The following is a 24,802-nucleotide window of genomic DNA, read 5'->3' on the forward strand; positions in this document are numbered from 1 at the left end:
GGTCGAGATGGGTGCGACGGCGATCGTCTTCGGCCTCGGCGGCATCGGCCTCAACGTCATCCAGGGCCTGCGGCTTGCCGGCGCCGACATGATCATCGGCGTCGACCTCAACAACGACAAGAAGGCCTGGGGCGAGCGCTTCGGCATGACCCACTTCGTCAACCCGAAGGAGGTCGGCGACGATATCGTGGCCCATCTCGTCGACATGACGAAGCGTGGCGCCGACCAGTTCGGCGGCGCCGACTATACCTTCGACTGCACCGGCAACACCAAGGTGATGCGCCAGGCGCTCGAAGCCTCGCATCGCGGCTGGGGCAAGTCGGTGATCATCGGCGTTGCCGGTGCCGGCCAGGAGATTTCCACCCGGCCGTTCCAGCTCGTCACCGGCCGCAGCTGGATGGGCACCGCCTTTGGCGGCGCCCGCGGTCGCACCGACGTGCCGAAGATCGTCGACTGGTACATGGAGGGCAAGATCGAGATCGATCCGATGATCACCCACACCTTGGCGCTCGAAGACATCAACAGGGGCTTCGAGCTGATGCATTCCGGCGAAAGCATCCGCAGCGTCGTGATCTACTGAGCGTATCCGCCGGGCGCTCGAACCAAGCCGAAGTGCCAAGTCCGAGACGGGTTTGACTTCGGCACAACAGGGAGGATACGCAATGGAAAGTTCAATTCGCATTCATCCTTCGGTGGATAGTGGCCTGAAACCGGCCAGCCCGGACTTTGCGGGGGGCACGCTTGTTTGTGACTGCACGGACAGGCCGGTCAAGGTGAGGATCGAGGGACAGATTGCCCACAACCACGCTTGCGGCTGCACCAAATGTTGGAAGCCGAGCGGCGCCAATTTCTCGATTGTCGCGGTTGTTCCGCATGACAAGGTGACCGTGCTCGAGAACGGCGACAAGCTGCAAGTGGTCGATCCCTCCGCGTTGATCCAGCGACACGCCTGCAAGGAGTGCGGCGTTCACATGTATGGACCGGTGGAGCGAGAGCATGCCTTCCAAGGCCTGGACTTCATTCACCCCGAGCGCTTCCAGGAGTCGGGCTGGGCTCCGCCCGGCTTTGCAGCCTTCGTGTCCTCCATCGTCGAATCGGGCGTCGATCCCAGTCGTATGGATGGCATCCGGGGCCGCTTGAGGGAGCTTGGGCTCGAGCCCTATGACTGCCTGTCGCCAGCCCTGATGGACTTTGTTGCCACCTGGGTCGCGAAGAAGTCGGGCGCCCTTCCCGGCTGATCGCGCAAACGGAGTCTATACAGCCCTGTCGGCGTGCTCGTCATTGCGCCGACAGGGCGTTTGTGCCACGCACTTTGTGCGGCAGCGTCGGCTGCCAACGCTTTTCAAGGGAGAACAGCGTCATCGTATTGTCGCCTGGGTCTACAATACCGGCGCCCAAGAAACAGTCGGCTGTCGTCCAGGCAAAAGAAAGCGACTGGACGAGGTGACTCCAGGAAGAACTTTAAATGCCAAACGACATTAAGGTCGCAACCATCGGACGCGGCCGGGACATCGCCGAGGATGTGGTGAAGCCACGAGCAAGGACGATGCGGCCGGCAAGCTCAAGTCCATGGGCGGGGCAAAGGCCATGATCACGACGATCAGCAATGCGGAAGCGGTATCATCGCTGATCGCCGGTCTCGCGCCACACGGCAGACTCGTCCTACTCGGCGCGGGCAAGGACCCGCTGCCCCTATCGGCCGAGTGCAGCCTGGTGGAATCGATCACTGACACGCCCGACGAGAACGAATGGACGCTCGACTTCAGCGTCCTGACCGGCGTATGCGAGATCGAGACCGTGCCGCTGGAAGAGGCGTCCGCAGCCTATCAGACGATGAAGTCCAGCGACGGCAAGTTCCGGATGGTCCTGACCATGAAGGAGACGCTCGATGCGTATTAACGACGATCTATCGAAGCCTGTCACAGTCCATGCAGCGAAGCTCGAATGGGTACCCAGTCCGGCGGGGGGCGTGGACCGGCGCATGCTGTTTCGCGTGGGCGAAGAGGTCGCCCGCGCGACCTCGATCGTGCGTTATGCCCCAGGCAGTGCTTTTCCGCGTCACACCCATACCGGCGGCGAGGAAATCCTCGTGCTGGACGGAACCTTTCAGGACGAGCATGGCGATTATCCGGCTGGCAGCTATTTTCGCAATCCGCCCGGCACCTCGCATGTTCCCGCTGCGAAAGAGGGCTGCACAATCTTCGTGCGACTCTGGCAGTTCCGTAATGGGGATCAGACCCAGATCGTGTGTCGGCCAGGCCAGGGGCAACAGGTTGAGCCGCGTCCGGGTGCAACCAGCGCAACCATTCTGTTCGACGACGGACACGAAGAGGTGCGTCTTGAAGACTGGCAAGCCGGCGAAACCACCACCGTCGCAAATACACGCGGACTGGAGTTCTTCGTCCTCTTGGGTGGTGGGCTGATCATCGGCGGCGAAACGCTCGGGCCGCAGAGCTGGGGCCGGTTGCCCGCTGGCACCGACCTGACCGCAACCGTCGGCCCGGAAGGCGCACGAATCTGGCTGAAGGATGCGCCTCTTCTGCATCCGGATGTCCTCCAAATGCCCGAATAGCTCGCCATCCCCGGCTACGCGCGCACAACAGCCGCGCTCTCCAGATCACGGGATCGGCGGTTCGGTTCCCTCTCAGGGCGGATAGTTGGCCTCAAGCCCGCTGATGCACGCGAAGTCGTCTCGACAGCCGCCTTGGCACCAGCGCGGCCTTGACGACGATCTTTCGGCGGATTTCGGACCGGTGAACTCCCGTCCGACACGGTCAGGGGCCTGCTGCACGAGGCTGCTAACAACCCCAACCGTGATGTGAGCAGCCTCAGCCCGGCCGAACACATCGCACTGCTGCGGGCCTTGAGCATTGGGGTCGAGAGTTGTGTTGAGGCCTTCAAACCAACTACGATGCCATCATGAACGGCACATTCTCTAATTCTCTAGCCGATGCAGGCCTTCCTCCGTCTTCGCAAAGATGAAGTTCCTTCCTCGGGAAGGTCTTCACCGCCTGGAGAAAGACTGGGTTGGAGGTGTCTGGTCGGCGTGTGATTGGCAATGTGATGTCAGGTGTGCTTCCCGTCTTCGAAGATCTTGCCAGGGCAAAGTGGGATCAGGCTCTCCGACCGTAATCGGCAGCTCGTCAGGACCCTCGATCTGGACTCGCGAAACGTTACCGATGCAGAACACGCACTGCACGCCCTTGCTGACTTCACGTCGGGCATGACCGATCGATATGCTGTTGGGATTGCGAGGATGCTTACCGGCATCTAGTTGATGACGAGTCGGCATCGCCCGCAGATGCGAATCGAAGGCGATTAAACCGAAACGCCTTAACGACCGCTCTTCTACCTTCCACGCCTAAAAGTGGACCGGTGCTTTCGGCCAAAACGTGGCATTTCAAAAATGACTGGGCAGGGGCGGCTTCTGGCATGACGCGGAAGTTGTCGCCGTAAAGCCGGTTTGAGGCGGAGAATTTACAAGTCTCCATGCAGTCAGGCCCCCGCAACCAGATCAAACAAAGCCCGCAGGACAGCAATGTCCGCGGGCTTTTTGACGTTCTGGAGCCCAATGTCCGCCGGCTTTCCACGTTCCAGATCGAGAGACCGTAAAAAAAGCACATCAGAAAAGCACAAATCTGCCGCTGCGCCGCGGTCATTCCGTCGTCGGGCATTTTCCGAGCCGCTCCATGCTGCTACAGCTTGCCCATCCAACAGGAGAGCCCGGCGATGCTCGGGCCTGCCGCTGCCAGACCACCCTTTCGCAACGACATTGACAGTGTGAGCGCACCCCGATGCAGAGATTCAACCTGGGAACAACTGACCTGGCCGTATCGTCCGCCGTCCTGGGCCTGATGCGAATCGCCGATCTCAGCGACGAGGCGATTCGGCGGCTCTTTAGCAAGGCGCGGGATGTCGGCATCAACGTCTTCGATCACGCTGACATCTATGGTGGCGAAGCGCATGAGTGCGAGCGTCGTTTTGGCGCGGCCTTGCGTCTGACCCCGGGTGAGCGGGAGTCGATTGTGATCCAGAGCAAGTGCGGCATTCGGCCGGGCTATTTTGATTTCTCCAAGGACCATATTCTCCAGGCCGTTGACCGCTCGCTTAAAGCCTTGAAAACCGACTACCTGGATCTCCTTCTGCTGCACCGCCCGGATACGCTGGTGGAGCCGGAGGAAGTGGCCGAGGCTTTCGATCGCCTTCATGCGACAGGCAAGGTTCGGCATTTCGGCGTATCAAACCACACTCCGCGGCAAATCGATCTGCTGAAGACCGCCGTGAACCAACCACTTGTCGCCAATCAAATCCAGCTCAGCATTGCCCATGCCCCGTCCGTTGCCTTCGGTCTCGCCGCGAACATGGCCGGTTTGGAGCAGTCGAGCGACCGCGACGGAGAGGTCATCGCCTATTCCCGGATCAACCGGATGACCCTTCAAGCCTGGTCGCCGTTCCAGCAGGGCTTCTTCGGCGGCGTATTCATTGGTGACGAGAAGAATTTTTCGGAACTCAATCGTGTGCTGATCGCGCTATCAAGCAAATACGGGGTATCGCCGTCGGCCATCGCCTATGCCTGGATTGCTCGGCATCCCGCAAGGATTCAAGTGGTCTTGGGCACGACCAGCGCGGAGCGTCTCGGCGACATTGCACCCGGCGCGGACATCACCTTGTCGCGCGAGGACTGGTACCTTCTCTTCAGGGCGGCGGGGCATGTGCTCCCGTAGGAGCCGCTTCGGTTGGCTTCCGGACACTGCTGCCGCGCCGGCGCCGGCTGGGCCTCGTCGGCAGTCAGCTGTGCCGTCCGCACGGGCCCGCCGATGACCTTGAAATAGAGAAGGCCCGCCCGAATGAGAGCGGGCCTTTGTCTTGCGGCGCAAGCGCACCTGCCTCTTGAGAGCGATATCAGCTCCGCGGCTTGAGATTCTCGGGGTCGTAGAGCGGCTTGTAACCGACGCCGGCGACTTCGACGGGATAGGTTTCGGCGAAGTATTCGACGTTCAGCTTGCGGCCGACCTGGCAGTGGGACCAAGGCAGATAGGCAAGCGCGATGTTCTTGCCGATGGTCGGGCCGTAGGCGATCGAGGTGGTGTAGGAGCGGCGGCCGAGCTCGTCGACCAGCACCGCGCCGGTTTCCGGGTCCATGACCGGCAGGCTGCCGACCGGGTAACGCTTCACGCCGTTTCTATCGATGTTCTCCGTGAGGATGAGCGTGCAGAGCATGGCCGGCTGGTGCTCGCGGGCCTTGTATTCAAGATGCTTCGCCTTGCCGCGGAAGTCCACGTCCTTGACCTTCGGGCGAGCCAGGTCGGCCTCGATGAGGTTGTACTGGGTGAGAAGATCGGCATTCTGTAGGCGCAGGCTCTTTTCCATACGGCGCGAGTTCGCATAGGTCTCGACGCCGAAGGCCATGACGCCGGTGGCGCGCAGTGCGTCCCAGACGGCGAGACCGTCCTCATACTTCATGTGCAATTCCCAGCCCTGCTCGCCGACATAGGAGATGCGGAAGGCGGTGACGTTCTTGCCGGCGATTTCGATCGGCTTGATCGCGGCGAAAGCGAAGTTCTCGATATCGAGGCCCGCCGGATCGGCAACCACCTTCTTCAGCGTTTCGCGGGCGTTGGGCCCCCAGATGCCGATCGTGATGAACTTCTCCGAAACGTCGGTGATGGTGACGTCAAGGCCGCGATCTTCGGCGACACGGCGCATGTACTGGAAGTCGCGCGGTCCGGCATCGGCGCCATTCACGAGGCGGCAGCGGTCGGCCATGCGGAAGACGGTGAAGTCTGCCCGCACCATGCCCTCGTCATCGAGGAAGTGGGTGTAGATGCCCTTGCCGATATTGCCGTCGCCGCCGATCTTGGCGGCGCAAAGCCACTCGAGGAGCTCGACATGGTCAGGACCCGCGATGTCGACCATGTGGAAGTGCGAGAGGTTGACGATACCGCAATCCTCGCTCATCGCCAGATGTTCGGCGTTGGAAACGCGCCAGAAATGGCGGCTGTCCCACTCGTTCTCGCGCACCGGGACGCGGTCGCCGTATTTTTCCAAAAGGTGTTCGTTGGCGGCATAACCGTGCGCACGCTCCCAGCCGCCGAGTTCCATGAAGTAGCCGCCGAGCTCCTTCTCGCGCTCATAGAAGGGCGAGCGCTTGACGTTGCGGCCGCTGGCATAGGGCTCGCGCGTATGCACAGCCGGATAGTAGATCTTCTGCGCCGCCTCGAAGCAGCGACCCTCGATGAATTTTTCCTCGAGCTGGTGCGGGTAGAAGCGGGAATAATCGATCGAGGCGTGGTCGATCTCGGTGCGCCCATCCGTCATCCAGTCGGCGATCAGCTTGCCGTAGCCGGGGCCGTCCTTCACCCAGATGGCGACGCAGTACCAGAGGCCGCGCACCTTCTGGCTCTCGCCGCAGGAGGGGCCGCCGGCGGCCGAGACCTGCAGCAGGCCGTTGAAGGAATGGCCTTCATTGTAGCCGAGTTCGCCGAGGATCGGCGTCAGTTCCATGGCGCGCTCGAGCGGCTCGATGATCTGCTCCATATCGAGGTCGCGCTGCGAGGGCGACAGGCGCGCTTCGTGCTTTTCAAGAATGTGCCGGGGATGGCAGAGGCGCGGGTTGGTGGTCTCGTAATAGCCCCACTCGATCTGGCCGCCTTCGGTGGTCTTCGGATCCCCGGTGTCGCGCATATAGGCGGAGTTGCCCTGGTCGCGCAGCAGCGGGAAGCCGATTTCCTTACCGGTGCTTTCAAACTCATTGTATGGGCCGAAGAATGTGAGCGGATGGTCGACCGGCATGACCGGCAGATCCTCGCCGACCATTTCAGCGATCAGGCGGCCCCATATGCCGGCGCAGACGACGACATGGTCAGCCATGATCGTGCCGCGATGGGTGACGACGCCCTTGATGCGGCCGTTCTCGACGATGAGCGACGTTGCCGGCGTGTTGCCGAAGATCTGGAGCTTGCCGGATTTCTCGGCCGCATCGACCAGCTTGCCGGCTACCGTCTGCGAGCGTGGGATGACGAGGCCGGCATCCGGGTCGAACATGCCGCCCATGACCTGATCTTCCTCGATCAGCGGGAACATCTTCTTGATATCCGCCGGCGAGACATAGTGGGCGCGGGTGCCGAAGGCCTTGGCGGAGGAAAGCTTGCGCTTGATCTCTTCCATCCAGACGTCGTCGCCAGTCCGTGCGACTTCCAGGCCGCCGATGCGGGCGTAGTGACCCATCTTCTCGAAGAAATCGATCGAATACTGCGTCGTCCAAACCGAGAGATAGTCGTGGCTGGTGGTGTAGCAGAAGTCCGACGCGTGCGCCGTCGAGCCGATATCGGTCGGGATGCCGGATTTGTCGATGCCGACGATGTCGTCCCAGCCGCGCTCGATCAGGTGATGCGCGATCGAGGCACCAACGATGCCACCCAGCCCGATGATTACGACCTTCGCCTTTTGCGGAAACTCTGCCATTGATTGCGACCCTGATTGAAACTGAAGCCGGATTTTAGGATTTGCGGCGCTGCGACCAGAGCCTGTCTACGACATAATTATCGTGCTGCACGACCAGTGCCTGCACTCTGTAAGCCGGATTACTCCATCACGACCGCGTCGCCGACAAGGGGGCATCTCCGCGAAGGCTTAGTTTTCCTCATCAGCGGCAGCCACGCAGTATCGCATAGAGCGGATCGCGCCTGCCCCAGGTGGTTTTCAAGTCGCTGACGGCCGAAGCCGTCCACGCGCGACGTCGCTCTTTCGTCGCGTCGAACGGCAATCCGGACCGAAAGTTGCGGTCTGAACGCCCGTCTCTCCTGGGGGAAACGCCAAGCTTTTCAGGCAAATAAGAATGTCATCGCCGGCCTCGTCAGGCCGGGCGTCGCGGCAGCCGAACTCGAAGGAGCGCCCGGCGCGCGGTCATGGAGCGTGTGCCTGAAGCACGCTGGGAGCCGTGATTGCGCCTGCCTGCGAACGACCAGGACGGAGGGCGTGCTTTGGAATTTCGGGTTGATCGCCAGTTGGCCTTTTTGGCCGTCGTCAACATCGCCGTGTTGGCGGCAGGGGGCGTGTTGGTTGGCGCCAGCTTCCTGGATATCTACAACCTGCAATCCATGGCGGGCCAAGTGCCCGAACTCGGCCTTCTCGCGCTTGGCGTGATGCTGGCGATGATCTCCGGCAATGGCGGCATCGACCTATCCGGCATCGCGCTTGCGAACCTGTCGGGGGTCGTCGCCTATTTCGTGCTCCGCGATACGGTCTCGCCGGACGATGCGCTGCGGCAGCAGGACGGGGCTATTGCAGAAGCAACTCCGCCGTCGCGATGTCGGTGACCAGATGGGTGGCATAGCCGCCGTTCAACGTTGCCCGGATTGCCGTCAGCTTGCTGGCGCCACCGGCGACGCACAGGCGCCGCGGCACCTGGATCAGCTCGTTCAGCTCGATGCCTACCATGCGGTTGTCGAGATCGCCGCGCACCGGCCGCCCTTCGGCGTCGATGAAGCGGCAGATCAGTACCCCCACAGCGCCCCCGGCCTGGTAGGCGTCGATGTCTTCCTGACCGGTGATGTTCGCCGAGCGGATCAGGGTTTCCGGGCCGATGTCGCCGACGCCGAAGAGGATGATGTTCGACGAGTGGATGAGTTCGAACTGCTTGACCAGCACCTGCTCGGCCAGAAGCGCCTGCTTCAGGGCGGGTGTCGACAGCAGGGCGGGGGCAAGCAGGTTGATGCAGCGGGCGTGGATGCGGCGCGACATCAGCGACGTGCAGAATTCAGGCGCGAAATCCGGATTGGCGATCGAGCTTCCGGAGACTTGCACGACCGTCAATCCCTCCACCGGTTCGGGCAGCGAGATGCTGTCGGCCACGGCCAACACCGTCCGGCCCCAGGCGACGCCGATCGTGTCGCTCGGCTGAACCATATCGGCAAGCAGACGCGCTCCGGCCTCGCCGAGGCGCTGCACCAGCGCGGCATTGTCGAGGGCAGGAATGACCAGCGCGCCCTCAAGTCCGAATTTGTCCTTCAAGCGCCGGGCTGTCCCGGTGCGGGAACCGACTTCGGTGTTCAGGCGAATGGTGACCAGGCCACGCTCGCGCGCCTCCTGGAGGTAGTTGACAATCGTTGCCCGCGACACGCCGAGCATCTTGGCGATTTCGCTCTGGGTGAGCTGGTCGACGTAGTAGAGCCACGCGGCCCAGACGACGCCGTCGTCGAATTCCGCAGGCAACACTATGCCTTCGCCGACTGCCCGGTTTCCCCGCGGCGTATCCATCATCGTCTGCTCCCCTGGATTGTCATGGCTTCTCCTGAAGCGGAAAAAGTGTCCGCCGTCAAACAAATTTGCCATGCGTGTTGACACATGACACAGCATGGTGGCAATTGTCTCAGCGAAGGTTTTGGGAGACGCCGAGATGGAATGGACGACTATAGGCGCGCGCCAGCGGGTTGGAAACGAACCAATCAGCGAAGTGCTTCGTGGTGTCTTTCGCGCTCCCGCAAACCGGCTGCAGCGCGCTCTTCACGTCGATCGCAACCTCCAAGGCATTCAGCCTCGCCGTGGTGGCGCCGACGCGGGTCTCCGCCCGCAGCCAGCCGGCGGATAGCGTTGCCGTTTTGTCCTCACGGCGCGCAAAAAACGATCCCTCGTTTGGCGCGCATGCCGGCCATGGGCACCCGGCGACGAGACTTTCATTTTCAAACTCCATAGGGAACGCTGCCAAGTGCGGGAAGACAGGAGCCTTTCATGAAATCCAGATGGTCAGAAACCGAATTCGCGCGCGTCGTCGACACCTATGTCAACGCCGGCATCAATCGGGACCTTGCAATCCGCACCTACACGACCCGACTTCTGGGCTCGGACCCCGAACTCGTGCTGCACGGCGGCGGCAACACCTCGGTCAAGACCACCTTCACGGAGATGGATGGTTCCGAGGTTGCCGTTCTGTGCGTCAAGGGCAGCGGCTGGGACATGGGCACCATCGAGCCGGCGGGCCTGCCTGCGGTCAGGCTGGAGCCGCTTCAGGCCATGGTCAAATTCCCAACGCTCAGCGATGACGACATGGTGATGCTGCAGCGCCGGCTGCTGCTCGACCCCGCCGCGCCGAACCCCTCGGTCGAAGCGATCCTGCACGCCAACCTGCCGTTCCGGCATATCGACCACACCCATGCCAATGCCATCGTGTCGCTGACCAACCAGCCGCATGGCGAGGATCTGGTGCGGGAACTGTTCCCGGCCTCCATCATCGTTCCCTACGTGATGCCGGGCTTCGATCTCGCCAAGGCCTGCGACGAGGCGTTCCGCGCCAATCCGGGCGCCGACGGCATGATCCTCCTGAAGCATGGCATCTTCACCTGGTCGGAAGATCCGCGTGAATCCTATGAAAAGATGATTGCTGCGATCGACAAGGCCGAACAGCGCATCGCCCGCGGTAACCCGCGTCCCTTCGCGGTCGTCAAGCAGGCGGCATCGCTTGCCACGGCAGCCGAGATCGCGCCGGTTCTGCGTGGCGCGATCGCGATCGATAGCGGCATCGAGGGCTGCCCCCGCCGCTTCGTGCTGGAGCATCGCTCCGGCCCCGCGGTTCTCGACTTCTGCAATGCGGACAATGTTTCCGATCTGGTTCACCGCGGCAATGCGACCCCTGAGCATGTCATCCACATCAAGCGCTTCGGCGTGGCGCTGCCCGCTCCTGTTGCGGGCGACATGGCTGCCTGGGCTGAAACGGTGCGCCAAGCCGTCGCCGCCTACAAGGACGAGTATCGCGCCTATTTCGAGCGCAACAACGCGCGTGTCCGCGGTATCAAGCGCATGCTCGATCCGATGCCGCGTGTCTTCTATGTCGCGGGCGTCGGCCTCTTTGCCGCCGGCCCGACGAAAAAGGCCGCCCGAGTCGGCGCCGACGTCGCCGAGGCGACGATCGCTGTGATCCGCAATGCCGAAGGCATCGAGAGCTTCGAGGCTTTGTCGGAGGAGGATCTCTTCGACATCGAATACTGGTCGCTCGAGCAGGTGAAGCTGACGAAGCAGGCCGAGAAGCCGCTCAGCCGACAGGTCGCCGTGATCACCGGCGGCGCCGGTGGCCTCGGGCTGGCAATTGCCGAGGCTCTGCATGCCGAGGGCGTCGAGATCGCGCTGCTCGACCTTGCCGAGGACGCGTTGAAGAAGGAAGCAGCACGGCTCGGCGGCGTCGGCCTCGTCTGCGATGTGACCAAGCCGGAGGCGGTCGATGCGGCGCTCGCCGATGTGGCCGGGCATTTCGGCGGTATCGATATCGTCATCTCGAATGCCGGCGCAGCCTTCCAGGGCGCCCTGCTCGATGTGTCGGAGAAGGTCTTCCAGAAAGCCTTCGCGCTGAACTTCTGGGGACATCATTACATCGCGCGTAGCGCGGTGAAGATCATGAAAGCCCAGCAGACCGGCGGCGCGCTGGTCTTCAATGTCTCGAAACAGGCGGTCAACCCAGGTCCCGACTTCGGCCCTTATGGAACGTCGAAGGCGGCGCTGATGGCGCTGATGCGCCAATATGCCGTTGAGCACGGTGCCGACGGCATCACCTCGAACGCCGTCAATGCCGACCGCATCCGCACCGGGCTGATGACCGACCAGATGATCGAGGAGCGCAGCCAGGCGCGCGGCATTTCGCCGGAAAGCTACATGCGCGGAAACCTGGTTCGACGCGAAGTGACGGCCCGGGACGTTGCGGCCGCTTTCGTCCACCTGGCCAAGGCGCGCACCAGCACGGGTGCGGTGCTCACGGTGGACGGCGGCAATGTCGGCGCGATGATGCGCTGAGTCTAAGGCATTCGCTATTCGATCAAGTAGGAAGTAGCGCAACCCCGGTAAGTCCAACTTTGTCGGGGTTGGGCAAAATCTGCTCTCAAGGGGCGGCTGCGCTCGCCGGCCCATCTTCCCAGCTTCTGCAGTTCCGTGGGGTACAATGATCCATGCGCGGCCTGCAGGGGTGGGGTGAAGTCTTAGCGCTGCTACCAGGGAGGGGCGTCGGCTATATTCCCCTCATCGAAGCGAACGAAGCGCCAAGGACTGGCAGCTAGGCTTCGAAAGCCCACGGAAAGGGGATCATCATGAACGTAGCACGCTCTTTCAACAACTGGCGCAAGTACCGGCAGACGGTCTCCGAACTGGGCCGCATGTCCGCCCGCGAACTGCGCGACCTCGGCATCGAGCGCGCCGACATCCCGAGCATTGCCCGGGCTGCCTTCGGCCGCTAAACGCGCCTGAGACCACTAACGATTTCATGAAGCGCCCGCTCGGATCCGAGCGGGCGCTTTTGATTCCGACTTACCGTTTGATCTGCCGATGCGCGGCGATCGTATCGATGCCGGTGCCATTCGACGGGCCGGTGCCCTTCGTTCCCTCGCGCTCTCGGCCCGTGGAGTGCCTGCGACACTTGGCGCGTCGACACTGCAGTCGGCAATCCGATTTAGGGAACATGCAGCGATTCAAAGTGCTACAGCGACGCGCGTCAAATAGGACGCGCGTCGCTGTAGATCTCGCCCGGCTGCATGGAAACGATGACGGCGTCGAGACCCAAGCGCTGTCGCACCGGCAAAGGATCTTCATTGACTGCGTCCACAAGACACGATGTCGAGACTGCTCTGTTTCGCAACTATTCGCTGGAGATTACCGGCAAGGATATCGGGCAGATCGAAGCTGCGAGGTCCGAGATTCCCGTTGGTGCTCCAATCAACATCGCCTTCCTCGGCAACGAGACCCATGCGCAGCGCATTGAGGCGGCTGCCCGCATCCGCAAATGGGGGTTCGAACCCGTTCCGATCATTTCGTCCCGACGGCTGAGATCGGTGCAGGACCGGGACGAACTGCTCGGCGGCCTGATCAGCGCAGCGCGTCCCACCCGTTTCATGCTCGTGGGGGGCGATCCGTCGTCACCCGCCGGTCCTTATAAAGATTCGCTCGATCTGATTGCCGGTGGCATCATCGCGGACCACGACATCGTCCATGTCGGGATCGCCGGCTATCCCGAAGGGCACCCGAGGATCGACCGAAGACGCCTGTGGGAGGCCCTCGAGCAGAAGGTCGAACTTCTGAAGACCTGCGGCTGCACGGTGGAGATCACCACGCAGTTCGGCTTTGACGCGGATGCGGTCATCGATTGGATCGTAGAGGTCAGGGCACGCGGTATCGATGTGCCGATCCGCATCGGCGTACCCGGACCTGCCGATGTGAAGCGCCTGCTGCGGTTTGCGGCACAGTTCGGTGTGGCTTCATCGGCGGCGATCGTCGGGAAATACGGGTTCTCGCTGGCCAATCTCGTCAGCAAGGTGGGGCCGGATCGGTTCATGAACCGGCTTCAAGGCGGCATGACGGGCCGGGATCTCGGTGCGGTCCTGCTGCATCTCTACCCCTTCGGCGGCATCGCCGAGACGGTCGCCTGGGCGGCCCGCGCCGCTGGCCGGCAAATAACCGAAAGCGAAGGTGGTACTCTCGGCCGAGCCCCCTATCCTTGATGGCCCGGCGGCCCCGTCAACCGAGCGGCGCCAGGGGCGCGAATGCTGTCACCTTGATCTCGACCAGGCCGCCGTCCGGATTGAGTTCGGCAACGGCAAGCTCGACCGCGGCGGGGTAGGGGGCGGCAAAGAACTCGTCGCGCACCGCGGCGATCGCCGCCAATTGTCCGGCCTTGTCCAATGCCAGGCGGTGACTGCCGAACACATGAAACATCTGGAGTTCGACAACGTCGTCCAGGCGCGCCTGGCATGCACTCAGCAATTGCTCGATCAGCGCGAAGACCCGCCGCAGCTCGCGACGAAATCCTTCGGCGTCCATCGGTTTGGTGGCGGCGTTTGCGGCAACGATGCCGGACAGATAGACAAAATCTCCCGCTCGGCGTGTGGGTGCATAGTGAAACTGCTCCACATCCAGCTGGAGTTCGGCTGGTATGGCGACCTTTCCGGTCCGGGTGGGTACGGCGGTGACGGCCATTTCAATGGGCTGCATCGTAATCTCTCTCAATTCGTTGAGACTGCCGCGTCGGCAGTCGGTGTTCATTGGAGTGCGGCGAGGGACGGTCCGACGAGAGCTTCCAGGCTCTGCCGGGTCGCGCCATCGCGGGCCTGCAGGGAGATTGCTTGCATGATGGCGCCGTAATAGCTGGCCAGCGTCGGTATGTCGGTCGTTTGCGGCAGATCGCCTTCCGCCGCGCCGCGCTCTAGCCTTGCGCGTACGCGCTCAACGGTTTCTTTCCTTATGCCCTTGAGCAGATCGTAGAGCGGCCGGGTTTCGGGCTGGCAGTTCATCACGCCGAGGATCAACAGGCAGCCGTTCGATTGCGGTGTCCTCAGTGCGACGTCGATACTGGCAAGGAGCATCGCACGTATCGCCAGTCGTGCCGTTTCGCCCGCATCGAGCGCGTGCATCGGGCCGGACCCCGCGGTCGCGACATAGAGGCTGACCGCCTCGCGAAACGCGGATTGCTTCGACCCGAACGCCGCGTAGAAGCTCGGCGGCGTGATGCCGATGGCCGCCGTCAGATCGTTGAGCTGGGCGGCCTCGTAACCCTTCGCCCAAAACACATCCATGATCTTTTGAAGCGCAAGATCGCGGTCGAAACCACGCGGTCGTCCCCGGATTGCCATGAGTATTCCTTTCTGTAGTTGGATTTATATAAATCCCGAGCACCTTCCGCAAGGTCATCCGCAAAATTATGTAGTAGCGATTACAGAAAGGGTCGCTATACCCTGTTTGTTCAGCTATGGACAATCTTCGGCGCTTGATTACAGTCCTTCGAATGAGAGATTGCGGATCGACGATGGCGGTCGTCGCCGCGCAATCCTCGCGAACAACGGGGGGCAGGCATGGAACAAAGCATCACTTTGGGCGCGCGAAACAACGCATGGCTCTATGCGCTGTTTGTCGTTTGCGCGGTTCTCGCAATCGTCGGCAGCCTGCTGGCCGGCGGCGAAGAATCCGGCTGGCGGTGGCTGCATTACCTCACGAAACCGACAGCGACGGTACTTTTGCTCGTGGCCGTCCTTCGCAACATCAGCCCATCGTCGCGGGCTTATGCGACGGCAATCGTCATCGGGCTTGCCTTCGCGGCGGCCGGCGACTTCTTTCTCATGTTGCCGGGCGATTATTTCCTCGCCGGCCTTGTCTGCTTTCTCCTGACCCACTGCGCCTATATCTGGGCGCTCACCCGGGACAGCCGCTTTGCCGCGGACAAGAGCATATTCGCGCTGTTCGCACTGATCGGCTTTATCGTCATTGCCGGATTGTGGTCGTCCTTGCCCGCCGGCATGCGCATTCCCGTCGTCATCTACGCGCTGGCGCTGGCGGCGATGGCCGCACAGGCCATTTCCCGCGATCGACAGCTTTCAGGCGGAGCGCCGGAGAAATCCGCCGCGCGATTTGCAGCGCTTGGTGGCCTGTTCTTCATGGTCAGCGACACGCTGCTGGCCTACGGGCGGTTCCGCTGGGACATTCCCTACAATGCCATCTGGGTGCTGGGCACGTACTATACGGCACAATGGCTTTTCGCGCGTTCGACCGAAGGCAATGCGCATGCAGGATAGTCATCCGTCTCAGCTGCAGACTAGCTTCGAGCTCCTGCGTGCCGCCTGGCTCGAGCAGCGTCCGTCCTACGAGCAGCGCCGGGACGATCTGAAGCGTCTGCGCCGTCTCTTCCGCGAACGGCTGGATGACATGTCGAAGGCGGTCAGCGCCGATTTCGGCCATCGCTCAGTCCATGAAACGCTTCTCGGCGAGGGCAGCGTGGTCCTTTCGGAGATTGATCACACGCTTGCGAGGCTCAAGGCCTGGATGAAGCCCGAGCGGCGGGCGGCCGGATGGAAGCTCTGGCCGGCAAAGGCAGAAGTCCGGTACGTTCCTCTCGGTGTCGTCGGGATCATTTCGCCGTGGAACTATCCGGTCAATCTGGCGCTGGCACCCTTGGTTGCAGCGATCGGTGCCGGCAATCACGTCATGCTCAAGCCGTCCGAACATACGCCGCGCACGTCGGTGTTCTTGCGCGCGCTCATCGCCGATGTCTTCCCCGACACGCGCGCGACGGTGGTGCTCGGCGGCGCCGACCTCTCGGCCGCCTTTTCCGCCCTGCCTTTCGACCATCTGTTCTTCACCGGCTCCACCGCCGTTGGCCGCAAGGTGATGGCGGCTGCCGCGCAGAATCTGACTCCGGTCACGCTGGAGCTCGGCGGCAAATCCCCGGCCATCGTCGGCGAAACGGCGGATCTGCGGCGGGCGGCGAACCGCATCGCAACGGGCAAGTTCTTCAACGCCGGCCAAACTTGCATCGCGCCTGATTACGTCCTGATTCATGAAAGCAAGCGCGACGCTTTCGTCACCCTGTTGAAGCAGCACATGGCCGAGCGCTACGGTGCCGGCAACGGCTATCAGGACTACACCTCGATCATCAACGAGGCCCAGCACAGCCGCCTCGCCAATCTCGTAGCCGATGCGCAGGCGCGTGGACACGAGCTGGTTTCGCTGTTGGACATGAAACAGGCGGCGCCGTCGCGGGTCCGAATGTTCGAACCCACCGCGGTCCTCGAGCCGGACCGGGGCAGCGCAGTCATGCGCGAGGAAATCTTCGGTCCGATCCTGCCGGTGATCAGCTATCGCACCACGGACGAGGCGATCGGCTATGTGCTCGGGCGCGATCGGCCGCTGGCGCTTTATTGCTTCAGCGCAGACAAGGCAGAGATCGAAGCCATCCTCGCCCGCATCGTTGCGGGCGGCGTTTGCATCAACGATACGCTCTATCAGTTTGCCTGCAACGACATGCCTTTCGGCGGTGTCGGGGCAAGCGGCATGGGCCACTATCACGGCCGGGAGGGGTTCCTGACCTTCTCGAAGTCGATGTCCGTGCTGCGGAAGTATGATCCCGCGCCCAGCGACTTGATTACGCCGCCGTATAAGGGGCTGACGGACAAGCTCGTTCGCTTCATCACCTGGATTCCAGGGCGCTGAAGGTGTCAAGCTGCCCGGGCTTGCGCCGGGCAGCCTTGAAGCATTCTCTGGTGTCGCCGGGCGCTAGAACTTCGCCGTCAGCGTTGCCCGGACGGTTCATCCCGGCGACGGCATCAGGCCCAGTGTCAGCGCGTCCATGTCGTAGACGTCTGTCACGTTGTCGATCGACAGGTCGAAGCTGGCGTTGTCGTTGATCTTGTAGGTGGCGAACAGTCGACGAGCGTATAGGGCTCCCAGGCGATCGAGGCGGTATAGCCACCGCTGCTGGTGCTCTTCGAAACGACCGCGCGTTCGCCCTGATAGGTGACGCGACCGCCAAGCGTGAGCGTCTCGTCGTAGAGCCTCGTCCCGAGCGTCAAGGTTCCACTCATCTTCGGCGGAATATGCAATTTGTTCTCATGAGAAAAACAACGCCGAAAGAAAAAAAACGGCGCCGGCGTCACATGGCGCCGCCGCCAATCGTCATCAAGGTATCGCGCTTGAACGTGCTGTCCTTACCCGATGGTGATATCGAAAATGACCCAGCTGACCTCGCTTCTTCTGATCAAAGCCGTGCTGCTCTCGGGGCTCGCGCTCTGGCTCGCGGTAATCGTCCTCAACAACGCCGTCGCCTTTCGCAACGGCGTCTTTTCGATCGGTTTGCTGATGGGCATGCAGCTGTTTGATCAGGAGCCCGCGATCCGTACGCCGCTGTTGTCGCGCCGCGTCAAGAATGCCCTATGGCATCGCGCGGTCTTCAGCTTCGTTCTGGTGATCGAAGTCGCGGCTATGCTGCTTTTGGCCTGGGCCGCCGTTATGTTTATCGGCACGCTCTTCGGCGTGTCGGGCGGTGCCGCCGCGATCGTCTGGGCAAACCTCGCTCTCGCCGCCTTCATCGCCCTCGGCCTCATCATGCTTCTCTATGGCGCCTGGTTTGCCTACTACATTCGCCAGGAAACCATGCAGATCACACATTTCATATTGATCGGTCTCGGAGTGGGCGGCACGCTGTTGGTGAACATGCCGGCTCAATAGAGCTGTGCCAAACCCTGTGGCTGGCCGGCAGGTCAACCACATTGCCTCTACAGCGCCGCGCGTCTATTCAGACGCGCAAAGGTCGCTGTAACACTTTGAGTTGCCGCATAATTTCGTCCTTAAATCGATTCCGATTTAAGGAATTAAGCAGTAGCAAGGTACCAACGAAGACAGGCGTCTTAAGTCCCGCCCGGGGGTCGCGAACGGGCGGCGGCCGGTGCAGCGTTTATACGCTTGCTGAGTTTTAGCGCGGCTTGAGCGTCTTGCTCATATTGGTGCCGGTGACGCGAAACCCCGTCGCCTCATAGACATGCCGGGCACGCCGGTTATCCTCGGCCACGCGCAGTTTGATCTGCTCGAACCCCTTTGCCGAGAGTTCGGCCTCAAGCGCCGCCATGGCGAGCTTGCCAAAGCCTTTTCCCTGGTGGTCGGGCAAAATATGGAAATCGCTGATGAAGGCGGAGCGGCCCTTCGCGTCCGGTCGATACCAGAGATAGCCGACATGCTCTGCACTTGCGCTCTCGATCAGGCACAGCAGGACATTGCCTGGCGTATGGATTCCTTGCGGCAGATCCTCGGCGATTTCGTCGGTTGCCTGGGCAAGGGCGTCTGCATCCGGAAGCCCGTAGCTGGCGGCGATCTCCGCGGCATAGTCGGGGATGAAATAGGCGAGATATCCACCATACTCGCTCTCAAGCATCGGTTTGAATGAGATCATGGCTCTTTCGCATGTCTGCAGGATTCGACGAGCGGTCTGGACGCCGCGACGGCTCGTGCCGCGGATTTTGTGAACGGCCACGTGGTCTCGTGGCAGCGAGGTAGACGTCAATCGCCCGCCCGACCCCACCCTAAAACTGATGGCGGTCGCGTTCCCCGGTCTTCTGCCAGACAAAGGCAGCTGTGCGCAACCGATCTGTTCGGATTTTGATGAGGCAAGGGCGATCCCAAAAACAAAAAAGGCCGGCTATGCCGACCTTTTCCCGTTCGCTGCTTTGCCCTGCCAGTACATCCGTGGTCAGCGGTTGAGCGCGAACTCTGACCGGAACACATCCGTCTCACCGAGACTGTCTATGCTCAACGATCAATTCGTTGTGCCGCATATGGCGGGCGATTGCGGCTATTTCAAGCCCTGGCAACAACGTCGTCAGTAATTGTTTGTCCGGCCCGCCCAGAGATGGGGGCGGCCAAGGTGCTCGCGCCCGGCCACCATTGACGGGCCTCTGGTCGGACCTAAATTCCTGCCGATTGCGAACGGAGGATTTCAGGATGGAACTGCATCGTGGGCGGCTGATCGACCATATTCAGCTCGTGATCAAGGACCTGGGCGCAAGTCGGCGTTTCTATGACGGCGTTTTTCGGGCTCTCGAGGTGCCGATGGGAGGCGAGGGCGAAGATTATTTCTGGGTCGACGAGCTGTTTGTCTCGACTGCCGACAGCGAGGCGGCCCAGGGCAGATTGACCGGGCGCCATCACATCGCCTTCCAGGCCCGCGACCGCGCGATGGTTGACGCCTTTCACAAGGCCGGTCTGGAAAATGGCGGGCAGGACAACGGTCGGCCCGGCGAACGTCCCTATCACCCCGGCTATTACGCCGCGTTCCTGCTTGACCCCGATGGCAACAACATTGAGGCCGTGTTTCACGGGCCGGCCAACCGCAGTGCCAGTTCGGTAAAGATCACGTTCTAGCTGCGGCCGGGGGCCGCGGCGCTGCTCGAGCGCCGCGTGGCGTCGATATCCGGATGCAATGCCTGCGGTGTCCTGCCCGCAGGCTGCGACGGGTGGGGGCGGAGCGCAAAGCGTGCCTGCGAACCCGTTCACTTGACATTCTTCTAAAAAGAGAACAAATAGAGAACAGATGTGGAGATGAACCATGACCCGCACTGAAATCATCAATCGCGCACTGGCCGCAGTCGCCGACTCTCGCTTGAAGCGAGAGCGCGACAGTGAGCGCCGTAAGCAGATTTTTGGCCGTATCGACCTCACTGCACCTTTGCCGAAATTGAGCCGAGGCGTGCAACTGAACTTGAATCTGGAGGGCGGCCGGAAACGGTCCGAGCTGACGAGGACAAAGTCCCATTGATCCGAAGAGCCACCGGGATCGGTGGCGGCGCACGGTCCGCGGCCGTCGGCTATGGCGTGTGATCGGCCTTGGCTGATCAGCCTTCGCCGGGAAGGCAGAACCCTGCGAGGCGCGGGCAAGGGTTTGCCGCTTGCGCGTGCGACGCCGAGCCTCCGGCGAGCCGGAGAGATCACGGCCCGGCAGGGCATCAACATGTTCTGACGTTCGCTCCCGGCCGGCCTACCCCGCGTCAGAGCGATGCCAATGCTCGTCAGTGGTACCGGCTGATCGCCAGATCCGCCGTCTCGATCTCGGATTTGGTGCCGCTGATCAGATCGCTCAACACGCGGCCCGAGCCGCAGGCCATGGTCCAGCCGAGCGTGCCGTGACCGGAGTTGAGAAACAGGTTGGCGAAGCGGGTGGCGCCGACGACCGGCGTTCCATCCGGCGTCATTGGCCGCAATCCGGACCAGAAGGTTGCTTCCTTCTGGTTGCCCGCGCCGCCGAACAGGTCCTCGACGGAATGCTCGAGCGTCGCGCGACGTGTCTGAGGAAGATCGTTGCTGAAGCCGGCAATCTCCGCCATGCCGCCGACACGAATGCGGTCGCCAAGCCGCGTGATGGCAATCTTGTAGGTCTCGTCCATGATCGTCGATACCGGCGCACGCGTCTCATCGACGATCGGCACGGTGATGGAGTAGCCCTTCACGGGATAGACGGGCAGGCGAAGGCCGAGCGGCTTCAAAAGCGCCGGCGTATAGCTGCCGAGCGCGGCGACGAAGATGTCGGAACGGATCTCGCCTTCTGCGGTTTCGACGGCGACGACGCGGTTGCCCTCCTGCCGAAGCCGGCGGATATCGACGCCGAAGCGGAACTGGACACCGAGGGCTTCGGCGCGCTTCTGCAACTCGTTGGTGAACTTGAAGCAGTCACCGGTTTCATCATTGGGCAACCGGAGACCGCCGACGATCTTGTCGCGGACCGGTTGGAGGCCCGGCTCTGCGGCCACGCAGCCCGCCGGATCGAGGACTTCGAAGGGAACGCCATCGGCCTTCAGCACCTCAATATCCTTGCCGATGCCGTCGAGTTGCTTGGCGGTCCGAAAGAGTTGCAGGGTGCCCTGTGTGCGGTGGTCATAGGCGATGCCCGTTTCCTCGCGCAGCGCAATCAGGCAATCGCGGCTGTATTCGGCAAGGCGGACCATCCGGCCCTTGTTGACGGCATAGCGCGCCGATGTGCAGTTGCGCAGCATCGCCGTCATCCAGCGCCAGGTGGCAGCGTCCACCATCGGGCGGATGATCAAGGGCGCGTGCTTCATGAATAGCCACTTGAGCGCCTTCTGCGGGATGCCGGGTGCCGCCCAGGGGGAGGCATAGCCAGGAGAAATTTCGCCGGCATTGGCGAAGCTTGTCTCCAGCGCAGGACCGGATTGACGATCGAGAACGGTCACCTCGTGGCCCGCCTTGGCGAGATAATATGCCGAGGTCACGCCGATCACGCCGGCGCCCAAAATAGTAATCTTCATCGCATCCTCAGGATCACAGATCGATCGTCAAAAAGGCTGAGGCGCACGCAAGGTGCCTGCTGTTGCCAGCCCACCTCCCGGATCCCCAACACCGGCAGAATTGCGCTAGAACATAGTGAAATAATCGAGCGCGATCATGCGAAGTAGCGCTTGATAATTCGAGCATTCGCTGATTTTAAGAATGATCGGCGGAAAAATGAAAGAATCTGCATGTCCGGTCTTGATGCTATCGATCGCAACATCATTCGTCTGCTGCGCCTCAATGCACGCATGAGCAACACCAAGCTCGCGGCCGAGGTGGGGCTGTCGCCTTCGGCCTGCCTGAGGCGCATCAATCTGCTGGAGCAGGGGGGCGTGATCCGCGGCTATACGGCGCTGGTCGGAAACGCTGACGGCGACAACGCCATCGCGGTGATCATCAACATCACGCTCGAACGCCAGACCGAGGAGCACCTCAATCGCTTCGAAGCGGCGGTGAGGAAACACCCGGAAATCCAGGAGTGCTACCTCATGACCGGCGGTTCCGATTATCTGTTGCGGGTGGAGGTCGAAACTGCCGGCGACTTCGAGCGCATCCACAAGGAAATCCTTGCAAAGCTCCCGGGCGTCCTGCGGATTCATTCGAGCTTTTCGATCCGCAACGTTCTCGTGTCGCGCTCAAGGCGGCGCTAGAGCATGTCGCGCAAAAGTGCGCGGCGGTTTTGCGATAACGACATGCGCAAGAACAAGAGCTTAAAGCGCAGCAAGCGAATCCTAGAGATCGCGACGCGCTTTAGGCCCTGACCCTTGCTCGATCGTGTTGCTATGGCTGAACCGGGTGCTGCTTCCGGCCTTGTGGAAAGCAGCACCCGGTGGCTGACCAAACGAGTTTCGCCGCGCCGCCCGTCAACTGGCCTTGCCGGCGCAGAGGCCGTGTCGGCGTTGCCAGCGCGGATCAGTGAAGCGCGCGCTGCGTTGGTGGCGTTGATTGCAGCCACGGCGGGAACGCCCGGCTCGAAACCAGACGTGCGATCAGGCGCCCGTTTGGACTGAGGACGTCCACGATCGCGCCACGATATTCGTATTCCTCGGCGAGTTCGTCGGCGATGAGCTGCCCGTAAGCGACCGCGCGACCGTCATTGGGGTGCTGTTTGCCGGCCGGATCGCGGCTCGTCACACCGGCCGCATGGATATGGTACATGTAGCGTGGCATAGTCCGCCGCTCCCTTCCGATTTGCATGGGTTTTCAATGCTTCTCGCATCCACAACCGATGGCGGAGGGATGTCAGAGACACGCGATGACGGCATTTTATAACACGGTTTGTGGGGCCGTTCCCGTGACATGGGCGTGACGGGCGAAATCGAAGTCGCTAAAATTCAGATAACAATTTGATAAGATGCCGCTTTTTCGGACCGCTATTGGCCGGTGCATCCGTGTAAGAGGCACCTGCGCGCCGGCATTTCGGCCCTCTCTGCACCCAAGGCGCAAGTGGCTGCTACGCATCGCCTGGCGCGATCGGACATCCGACCGGCGCTGAGCGCATGGCTGGTCTGCGAACTTCGATCTACGAAATCGGGCGGTTTCTTGTATGGTCAACTCATCGAAGCGATGCATCTCCTCCCGCAGGACTTCGAGTGTGCAGGCGCTTTCTCCTCCTCCCAACGAGCGCTTGCCGGAATGGCGACACTCCTCCTCCCGGTTGCCATTCAATCCATTTAAAAAGCCTGCCGCACCTCCTCCCGCGGCAGGCTTTTTTCTTTGGCGCGGTCTTTGTGCAAGGCAGGGAGCGATCATCGAGAATTTGAGCTGGGCTCGAAAAGCGCGGTGCATCTTGCCCGTGTCGGGGTAAGCGAAGCGCATGGGCGCGCCACCGCAGGAGGCTTCGGACGAGGAGTGACGCGACTGTGAAACAGACAGCAGTCGACCCGGGCGCGTCAGGCGCCCGACCCGTCACAATGGTCTAGCTCGCGCGCTTGGCGAGCCAGTTCTGCCATTCATTCTCGTTGCCGTGGAACACGTTGAGGTCGATCTTGCCTTCGACGCCGTGCGAGAGGCCCGAGCCCGAATACTGCCAGAAGACCCACTTGCGACCTGGATATCTCTTGGAGGGATGAGCTGCCACCGAGCGCAGCCAGAACGGGTAGTCGAGCAGTTCGCCCGTCAGGTTGTCTTGATAGAAATCCGGGGCGGTGTAGATGATCGGGCGCTGGCCGTAATGCGCCTCGAGCTTGTCCATGAAGACCTGCATCTTTTCGAGCACGCGGGCGCGCGACAGGCGCCTCTTGCAGCTCGACTCGCCGTTGTATTCGACATCGATCACCGGCGGCAGTGCTCCAGCTTCTCTCGGAACATTGCGGATGAACCAGTCGGCCTGCTCGCCGGCTGTCCGGCACCAATAGAAGAAGTGATAGGCACCGCGCTTCAGCCCGGCTTCCTTTGCCTTGCGCCAGTTCTTCTTAAACATCGGATCGAGGTGGTCGCCGCCGTCGGTCGCCTTGATATAGGCGAAGTTGGCACCCTGCGTGCGCAGCTTGGCCCAGTCGATATCGCCCTGCCAGCGCGACACGTCGACGCCATGGACGGCAAGTTTGCGTGGCGATGTGCGCCCGAAGTTGATCGGCTTGGCGTCGCGGAAGCGATGTCCATAGATCTGTGTGCGCGTTCCCGGCGTGGTCAGGACCGCGGGTGTTGCCGGCGGGATCACGGCAACGGGCCGCTCCAGCGGCAAGGGCGTATCGGCCGTCCTTGCCTCCGGCTGGAAGGCTTCGGGTTCCGGCACCGGTCCGGCCCAGGCGAGCATCTTCTGTGGCGGGGGCGCTTGCGCCGCCACGACGCCGACATTGGCCGAAGGCACGGGAGATGAGGGCACGACCGAGCTCGTCGTTTCGCGCGACGGCTGCTGCGGCACGATGGTGTCCAGCGTCGAACTGGACGTGCAACCTGCCAAAGCCAGGCAGGCAAGGAGCATTGCTGGCACAGCTGATAAACGCATGAGCACCCGTACGCAAAACATTGTCGACGGCGAAAAACTGTGCCGCCGGGACCCCATTGATGTGAAATTGCTAACGGAAACTTACCGGAAAAGATTAAATACAATCTTTACGATCGATCCCCCTACGACGAGCCCATCGGAAAACGTGCCGGCGAGCTCGGCCTCGTCCTCGATTAATAACATCCGCATGAAACCGCCTCACCTCGCACGACGCTCCGACGCGCGGCGATCATGGCGCACTTTCATTGAGTGAACCGGTCATCGCCCGGAGACAAACCATAC

At 61.9% G+C, this 24,802-nt stretch carries 23 protein-coding genes and 1 pseudogene; 15 read left to right on the forward strand and 9 right to left on the reverse strand.

The genetic code is table 11. The features are described from left to right. The 5 genes from BC363_RS17320 to BC363_RS17340 all read left to right on the forward strand — a co-directional run. Positions 1-580: zinc-binding dehydrogenase (locus BC363_RS17320; protein ID WP_141690357.1), on the forward strand; the 580-nt coding region annotated here is incomplete at its 5' end. A gap of 82 nt (positions 581-662) precedes the next feature. Continuing rightward, positions 663-1,238 (forward strand): S-(hydroxymethyl)glutathione synthase, encoded by a 576-nt coding sequence (gene gfa, locus BC363_RS17325; RefSeq protein ID WP_065783543.1) that lies wholly within the window; start codon positions 663-665, stop codon positions 1,236-1,238. A gap of 349 nt (positions 1,239-1,587) precedes the next feature. After that, the gene (locus BC363_RS17330; RefSeq protein WP_139110188.1) at positions 1,588-1,899 is read left to right on the forward strand and encodes a hypothetical protein; all 312 of its coding nucleotides are present in this window, start codon (positions 1,588-1,590) and stop codon (positions 1,897-1,899) included. Beyond that, positions 1,889-2,572 (forward strand): cupin domain-containing protein, encoded by a 684-nt coding sequence (locus BC363_RS17335; protein WP_065783541.1) that lies wholly within the window; start codon positions 1,889-1,891, stop codon positions 2,570-2,572. The genes BC363_RS17330 and BC363_RS17335 overlap by 11 nt, the downstream gene beginning before the upstream one ends. Positions 2,573-3,794: 1,222 nt before the next feature. After that, positions 3,795-4,724, forward strand: a complete 930-nt coding sequence (locus tag BC363_RS17340) for an aldo/keto reductase (protein WP_065783540.1) — start codon at positions 3,795-3,797, stop codon at positions 4,722-4,724. Between the two features lie 178 nt (positions 4,725-4,902). Here the strand turns inward: BC363_RS17340 and BC363_RS17345 are convergent, their stop codons facing one another. Next, positions 4,903-7,464 carry an FAD-dependent oxidoreductase gene (locus BC363_RS17345; protein WP_065783539.1) on the reverse strand — a complete coding sequence of 854 codons (2,562 nt, stop codon included), beginning with the start codon at positions 7,462-7,464 and terminating at the stop codon, positions 4,903-4,905. Positions 7,465-7,982: 518 nt separating this feature from the next. Here BC363_RS17345 and BC363_RS17350 point away from each other — a divergent pair. Further along, positions 7,983-8,261: pseudogene (locus BC363_RS17350) on the forward strand (ABC transporter permease); the annotation flags it as partial. 19 nt (positions 8,262-8,280) lie between these two features. On the opposite strand, the gene BC363_RS17355 reads toward BC363_RS17350, so the two are convergent. Next, complete coding sequence (locus BC363_RS17355) at positions 8,281-9,261, reverse strand: sugar-binding transcriptional regulator (RefSeq protein ID WP_244519908.1); 981 nt, start codon at positions 9,259-9,261, stop codon at positions 8,281-8,283. 468 nt (positions 9,262-9,729) lie between these two features. Between BC363_RS17355 and BC363_RS17365 the strand changes: the two genes are divergently transcribed. From BC363_RS17365 to BC363_RS17375, 3 genes are all read left to right on the forward strand, one after another. Beyond that, the gene (locus BC363_RS17365; protein WP_065783536.1) at positions 9,730-11,778 is read left to right on the forward strand and encodes a bifunctional aldolase/short-chain dehydrogenase; all 2,049 of its coding nucleotides are present in this window, start codon (positions 9,730-9,732) and stop codon (positions 11,776-11,778) included. Between the two features lie 290 nt (positions 11,779-12,068). Continuing rightward, a complete protein-coding gene (locus BC363_RS17370) occupies positions 12,069-12,215 on the forward strand; it encodes a DUF1127 domain-containing protein (protein ID WP_065783535.1) in 147 nt (48 codons plus the stop codon). Between the two features lie 351 nt (positions 12,216-12,566). Next, on the forward strand, positions 12,567-13,472 hold the full coding sequence (locus tag BC363_RS17375) for a methylenetetrahydrofolate reductase (protein WP_065783534.1): 906 nt from the start codon (positions 12,567-12,569) through the stop codon (positions 13,470-13,472). Between the two features lie 16 nt (positions 13,473-13,488). Here the strand turns inward: BC363_RS17375 and BC363_RS17380 are convergent, their stop codons facing one another. Both BC363_RS17380 and BC363_RS17385 read right to left on the reverse strand, forming a co-directional pair. Further along, a complete protein-coding gene (locus BC363_RS17380; protein ID WP_065783547.1) occupies positions 13,489-13,962 on the reverse strand; it encodes a Rid family hydrolase in 474 nt (157 codons plus the stop codon). A gap of 47 nt (positions 13,963-14,009) precedes the next feature. Then, on the reverse strand, positions 14,010-14,600 hold the full coding sequence (locus BC363_RS17385) for a TetR/AcrR family transcriptional regulator (RefSeq protein ID WP_065783533.1): 591 nt from the start codon (positions 14,598-14,600) through the stop codon (positions 14,010-14,012). 219 nt (positions 14,601-14,819) lie between these two features. Between BC363_RS17385 and BC363_RS17390 the strand changes: the two genes are divergently transcribed. Further along, positions 14,820-15,536: a lysoplasmalogenase gene (locus BC363_RS17390; protein WP_065783532.1), complete on the forward strand. Its 717-nt coding sequence runs from the start codon at positions 14,820-14,822 to the stop codon at positions 15,534-15,536. Next, positions 15,520-16,950, forward strand: coding sequence for a coniferyl aldehyde dehydrogenase (locus BC363_RS17395; protein ID WP_141690359.1), 1,431 nt, complete (start codon positions 15,520-15,522; stop codon positions 16,948-16,950). The genes BC363_RS17390 and BC363_RS17395 overlap by 17 nt, the downstream gene beginning before the upstream one ends. A 152-nt stretch (positions 16,951-17,102) precedes the next feature. Here the strand turns inward: BC363_RS17395 and BC363_RS17400 are convergent, their stop codons facing one another. Continuing rightward, positions 17,103-17,339, reverse strand: coding sequence for a hypothetical protein (locus tag BC363_RS17400; protein WP_065783530.1), 237 nt, complete (start codon positions 17,337-17,339; stop codon positions 17,103-17,105). 127 nt (positions 17,340-17,466) lie between these two features. On the opposite strand from BC363_RS17400, the gene BC363_RS17405 reads away from it, so the two are divergent. Then, complete coding sequence (locus BC363_RS17405; protein WP_065783529.1) at positions 17,467-17,964, forward strand: DUF2165 family protein; 498 nt, start codon at positions 17,467-17,469, stop codon at positions 17,962-17,964. Between the two features lie 244 nt (positions 17,965-18,208). Here the strand turns inward: BC363_RS17405 and BC363_RS17410 are convergent, their stop codons facing one another. Continuing rightward, positions 18,209-18,682, reverse strand: coding sequence for a GNAT family N-acetyltransferase (locus BC363_RS17410; RefSeq protein WP_065783528.1), 474 nt, complete (start codon positions 18,680-18,682; stop codon positions 18,209-18,211). 548 nt (positions 18,683-19,230) lie between these two features. Here BC363_RS17410 and BC363_RS17415 point away from each other — a divergent pair. Next, complete coding sequence (locus tag BC363_RS17415; RefSeq protein WP_065783527.1) at positions 19,231-19,650, forward strand: VOC family protein; 420 nt, start codon at positions 19,231-19,233, stop codon at positions 19,648-19,650. A gap of 184 nt (positions 19,651-19,834) precedes the next feature. Beyond that, the gene (locus tag BC363_RS17420) at positions 19,835-20,044 is read left to right on the forward strand and encodes a hypothetical protein (protein WP_065783526.1); all 210 of its coding nucleotides are present in this window, start codon (positions 19,835-19,837) and stop codon (positions 20,042-20,044) included. Between the two features lie 250 nt (positions 20,045-20,294). Here BC363_RS17420 and BC363_RS17425 read toward each other — a convergent pair whose 3' ends face one another. Beyond that, positions 20,295-21,548, reverse strand: coding sequence for a D-amino acid dehydrogenase (locus tag BC363_RS17425; protein ID WP_065783525.1), 1,254 nt, complete (start codon positions 21,546-21,548; stop codon positions 20,295-20,297). Between the two features lie 210 nt (positions 21,549-21,758). On the opposite strand from BC363_RS17425, the gene BC363_RS17430 reads away from it, so the two are divergent. Further along, positions 21,759-22,220: an Lrp/AsnC family transcriptional regulator gene (locus tag BC363_RS17430; protein WP_065783524.1), complete on the forward strand. Its 462-nt coding sequence runs from the start codon at positions 21,759-21,761 to the stop codon at positions 22,218-22,220. A gap of 262 nt (positions 22,221-22,482) precedes the next feature. Here BC363_RS17430 and BC363_RS17435 read toward each other — a convergent pair whose 3' ends face one another. Together BC363_RS17435 and BC363_RS17440 are read right to left on the reverse strand one after the other, a co-directional pair. Further along, positions 22,483-22,740 (reverse strand): hypothetical protein, encoded by a 258-nt coding sequence (locus BC363_RS17435; protein WP_065796058.1) that lies wholly within the window; start codon positions 22,738-22,740, stop codon positions 22,483-22,485. Between the two features lie 748 nt (positions 22,741-23,488). Then, on the reverse strand, positions 23,489-24,520 hold the full coding sequence (locus BC363_RS17440; RefSeq protein WP_065783522.1) for a GH25 family lysozyme: 1,032 nt from the start codon (positions 24,518-24,520) through the stop codon (positions 23,489-23,491). Positions 24,521-24,802: the final 282 nt, after the last annotated feature.

This window comes from Ensifer sp. LC384 (genome assembly GCF_001695865.1).
Taxonomy (GTDB): Bacteria; Pseudomonadota; Alphaproteobacteria; order Rhizobiales; family Rhizobiaceae; genus Ensifer.

Bases quoted from the DNA above. Each gene is read 5' to 3' on its own strand.
- gfa (WP_065783543.1), top strand. From the start codon at position 663: ATGGAAAGTTCAATTCGCATTCATCCTTCGGTGGATAGTGGCCTGAAA.
- BC363_RS17330 (WP_139110188.1), top strand. From the start codon at position 1,588: ATGATCACGACGATCAGCAATGCGGAAGCGGTATCATCGCTGATCGCC.
- BC363_RS17335 (WP_065783541.1), top strand. From the start codon at position 1,889: ATGCGTATTAACGACGATCTATCGAAGCCTGTCACAGTCCATGCAGCG.
- BC363_RS17340 (WP_065783540.1), top strand. From the start codon at position 3,795: ATGCAGAGATTCAACCTGGGAACAACTGACCTGGCCGTATCGTCCGCC.
- BC363_RS17345 (WP_065783539.1), bottom strand. From the start codon at position 7,464: ATGGCAGAGTTTCCGCAAAAGGCGAAGGTCGTAATCATCGGGCTGGGT.
- BC363_RS17355 (WP_244519908.1), bottom strand. From the start codon at position 9,261: ATGATGGATACGCCGCGGGGAAACCGGGCAGTCGGCGAAGGCATAGTG.
- BC363_RS17365 (WP_065783536.1), top strand. From the start codon at position 9,730: ATGAAATCCAGATGGTCAGAAACCGAATTCGCGCGCGTCGTCGACACC.
- BC363_RS17370 (WP_065783535.1), top strand. From the start codon at position 12,069: ATGAACGTAGCACGCTCTTTCAACAACTGGCGCAAGTACCGGCAGACG.
- BC363_RS17380 (WP_065783547.1), bottom strand. From the start codon at position 13,962: ATGCAGCCCATTGAAATGGCCGTCACCGCCGTACCCACCCGGACCGGA.
- BC363_RS17385 (WP_065783533.1), bottom strand. From the start codon at position 14,600: ATGGCAATCCGGGGACGACCGCGTGGTTTCGACCGCGATCTTGCGCTT.
- BC363_RS17390 (WP_065783532.1), top strand. From the start codon at position 14,820: ATGGAACAAAGCATCACTTTGGGCGCGCGAAACAACGCATGGCTCTAT.
- BC363_RS17395 (WP_141690359.1), top strand. From the start codon at position 15,520: ATGCGCATGCAGGATAGTCATCCGTCTCAGCTGCAGACTAGCTTCGAG.
- BC363_RS17405 (WP_065783529.1), top strand. From the start codon at position 17,467: ATGACCCAGCTGACCTCGCTTCTTCTGATCAAAGCCGTGCTGCTCTCG.
- BC363_RS17410 (WP_065783528.1), bottom strand. From the start codon at position 18,682: ATGATCTCATTCAAACCGATGCTTGAGAGCGAGTATGGTGGATATCTC.
- BC363_RS17415 (WP_065783527.1), top strand. From the start codon at position 19,231: ATGGAACTGCATCGTGGGCGGCTGATCGACCATATTCAGCTCGTGATC.
- BC363_RS17420 (WP_065783526.1), top strand. From the start codon at position 19,835: ATGACCCGCACTGAAATCATCAATCGCGCACTGGCCGCAGTCGCCGAC.
- BC363_RS17425 (WP_065783525.1), bottom strand. From the start codon at position 21,548: ATGAAGATTACTATTTTGGGCGCCGGCGTGATCGGCGTGACCTCGGCA.
- BC363_RS17430 (WP_065783524.1), top strand. From the start codon at position 21,759: ATGTCCGGTCTTGATGCTATCGATCGCAACATCATTCGTCTGCTGCGC.
- BC363_RS17435 (WP_065796058.1), bottom strand. From the start codon at position 22,740: ATGCCACGCTACATGTACCATATCCATGCGGCCGGTGTGACGAGCCGC.
- BC363_RS17440 (WP_065783522.1), bottom strand. From the start codon at position 24,520: ATGCGTTTATCAGCTGTGCCAGCAATGCTCCTTGCCTGCCTGGCTTTG.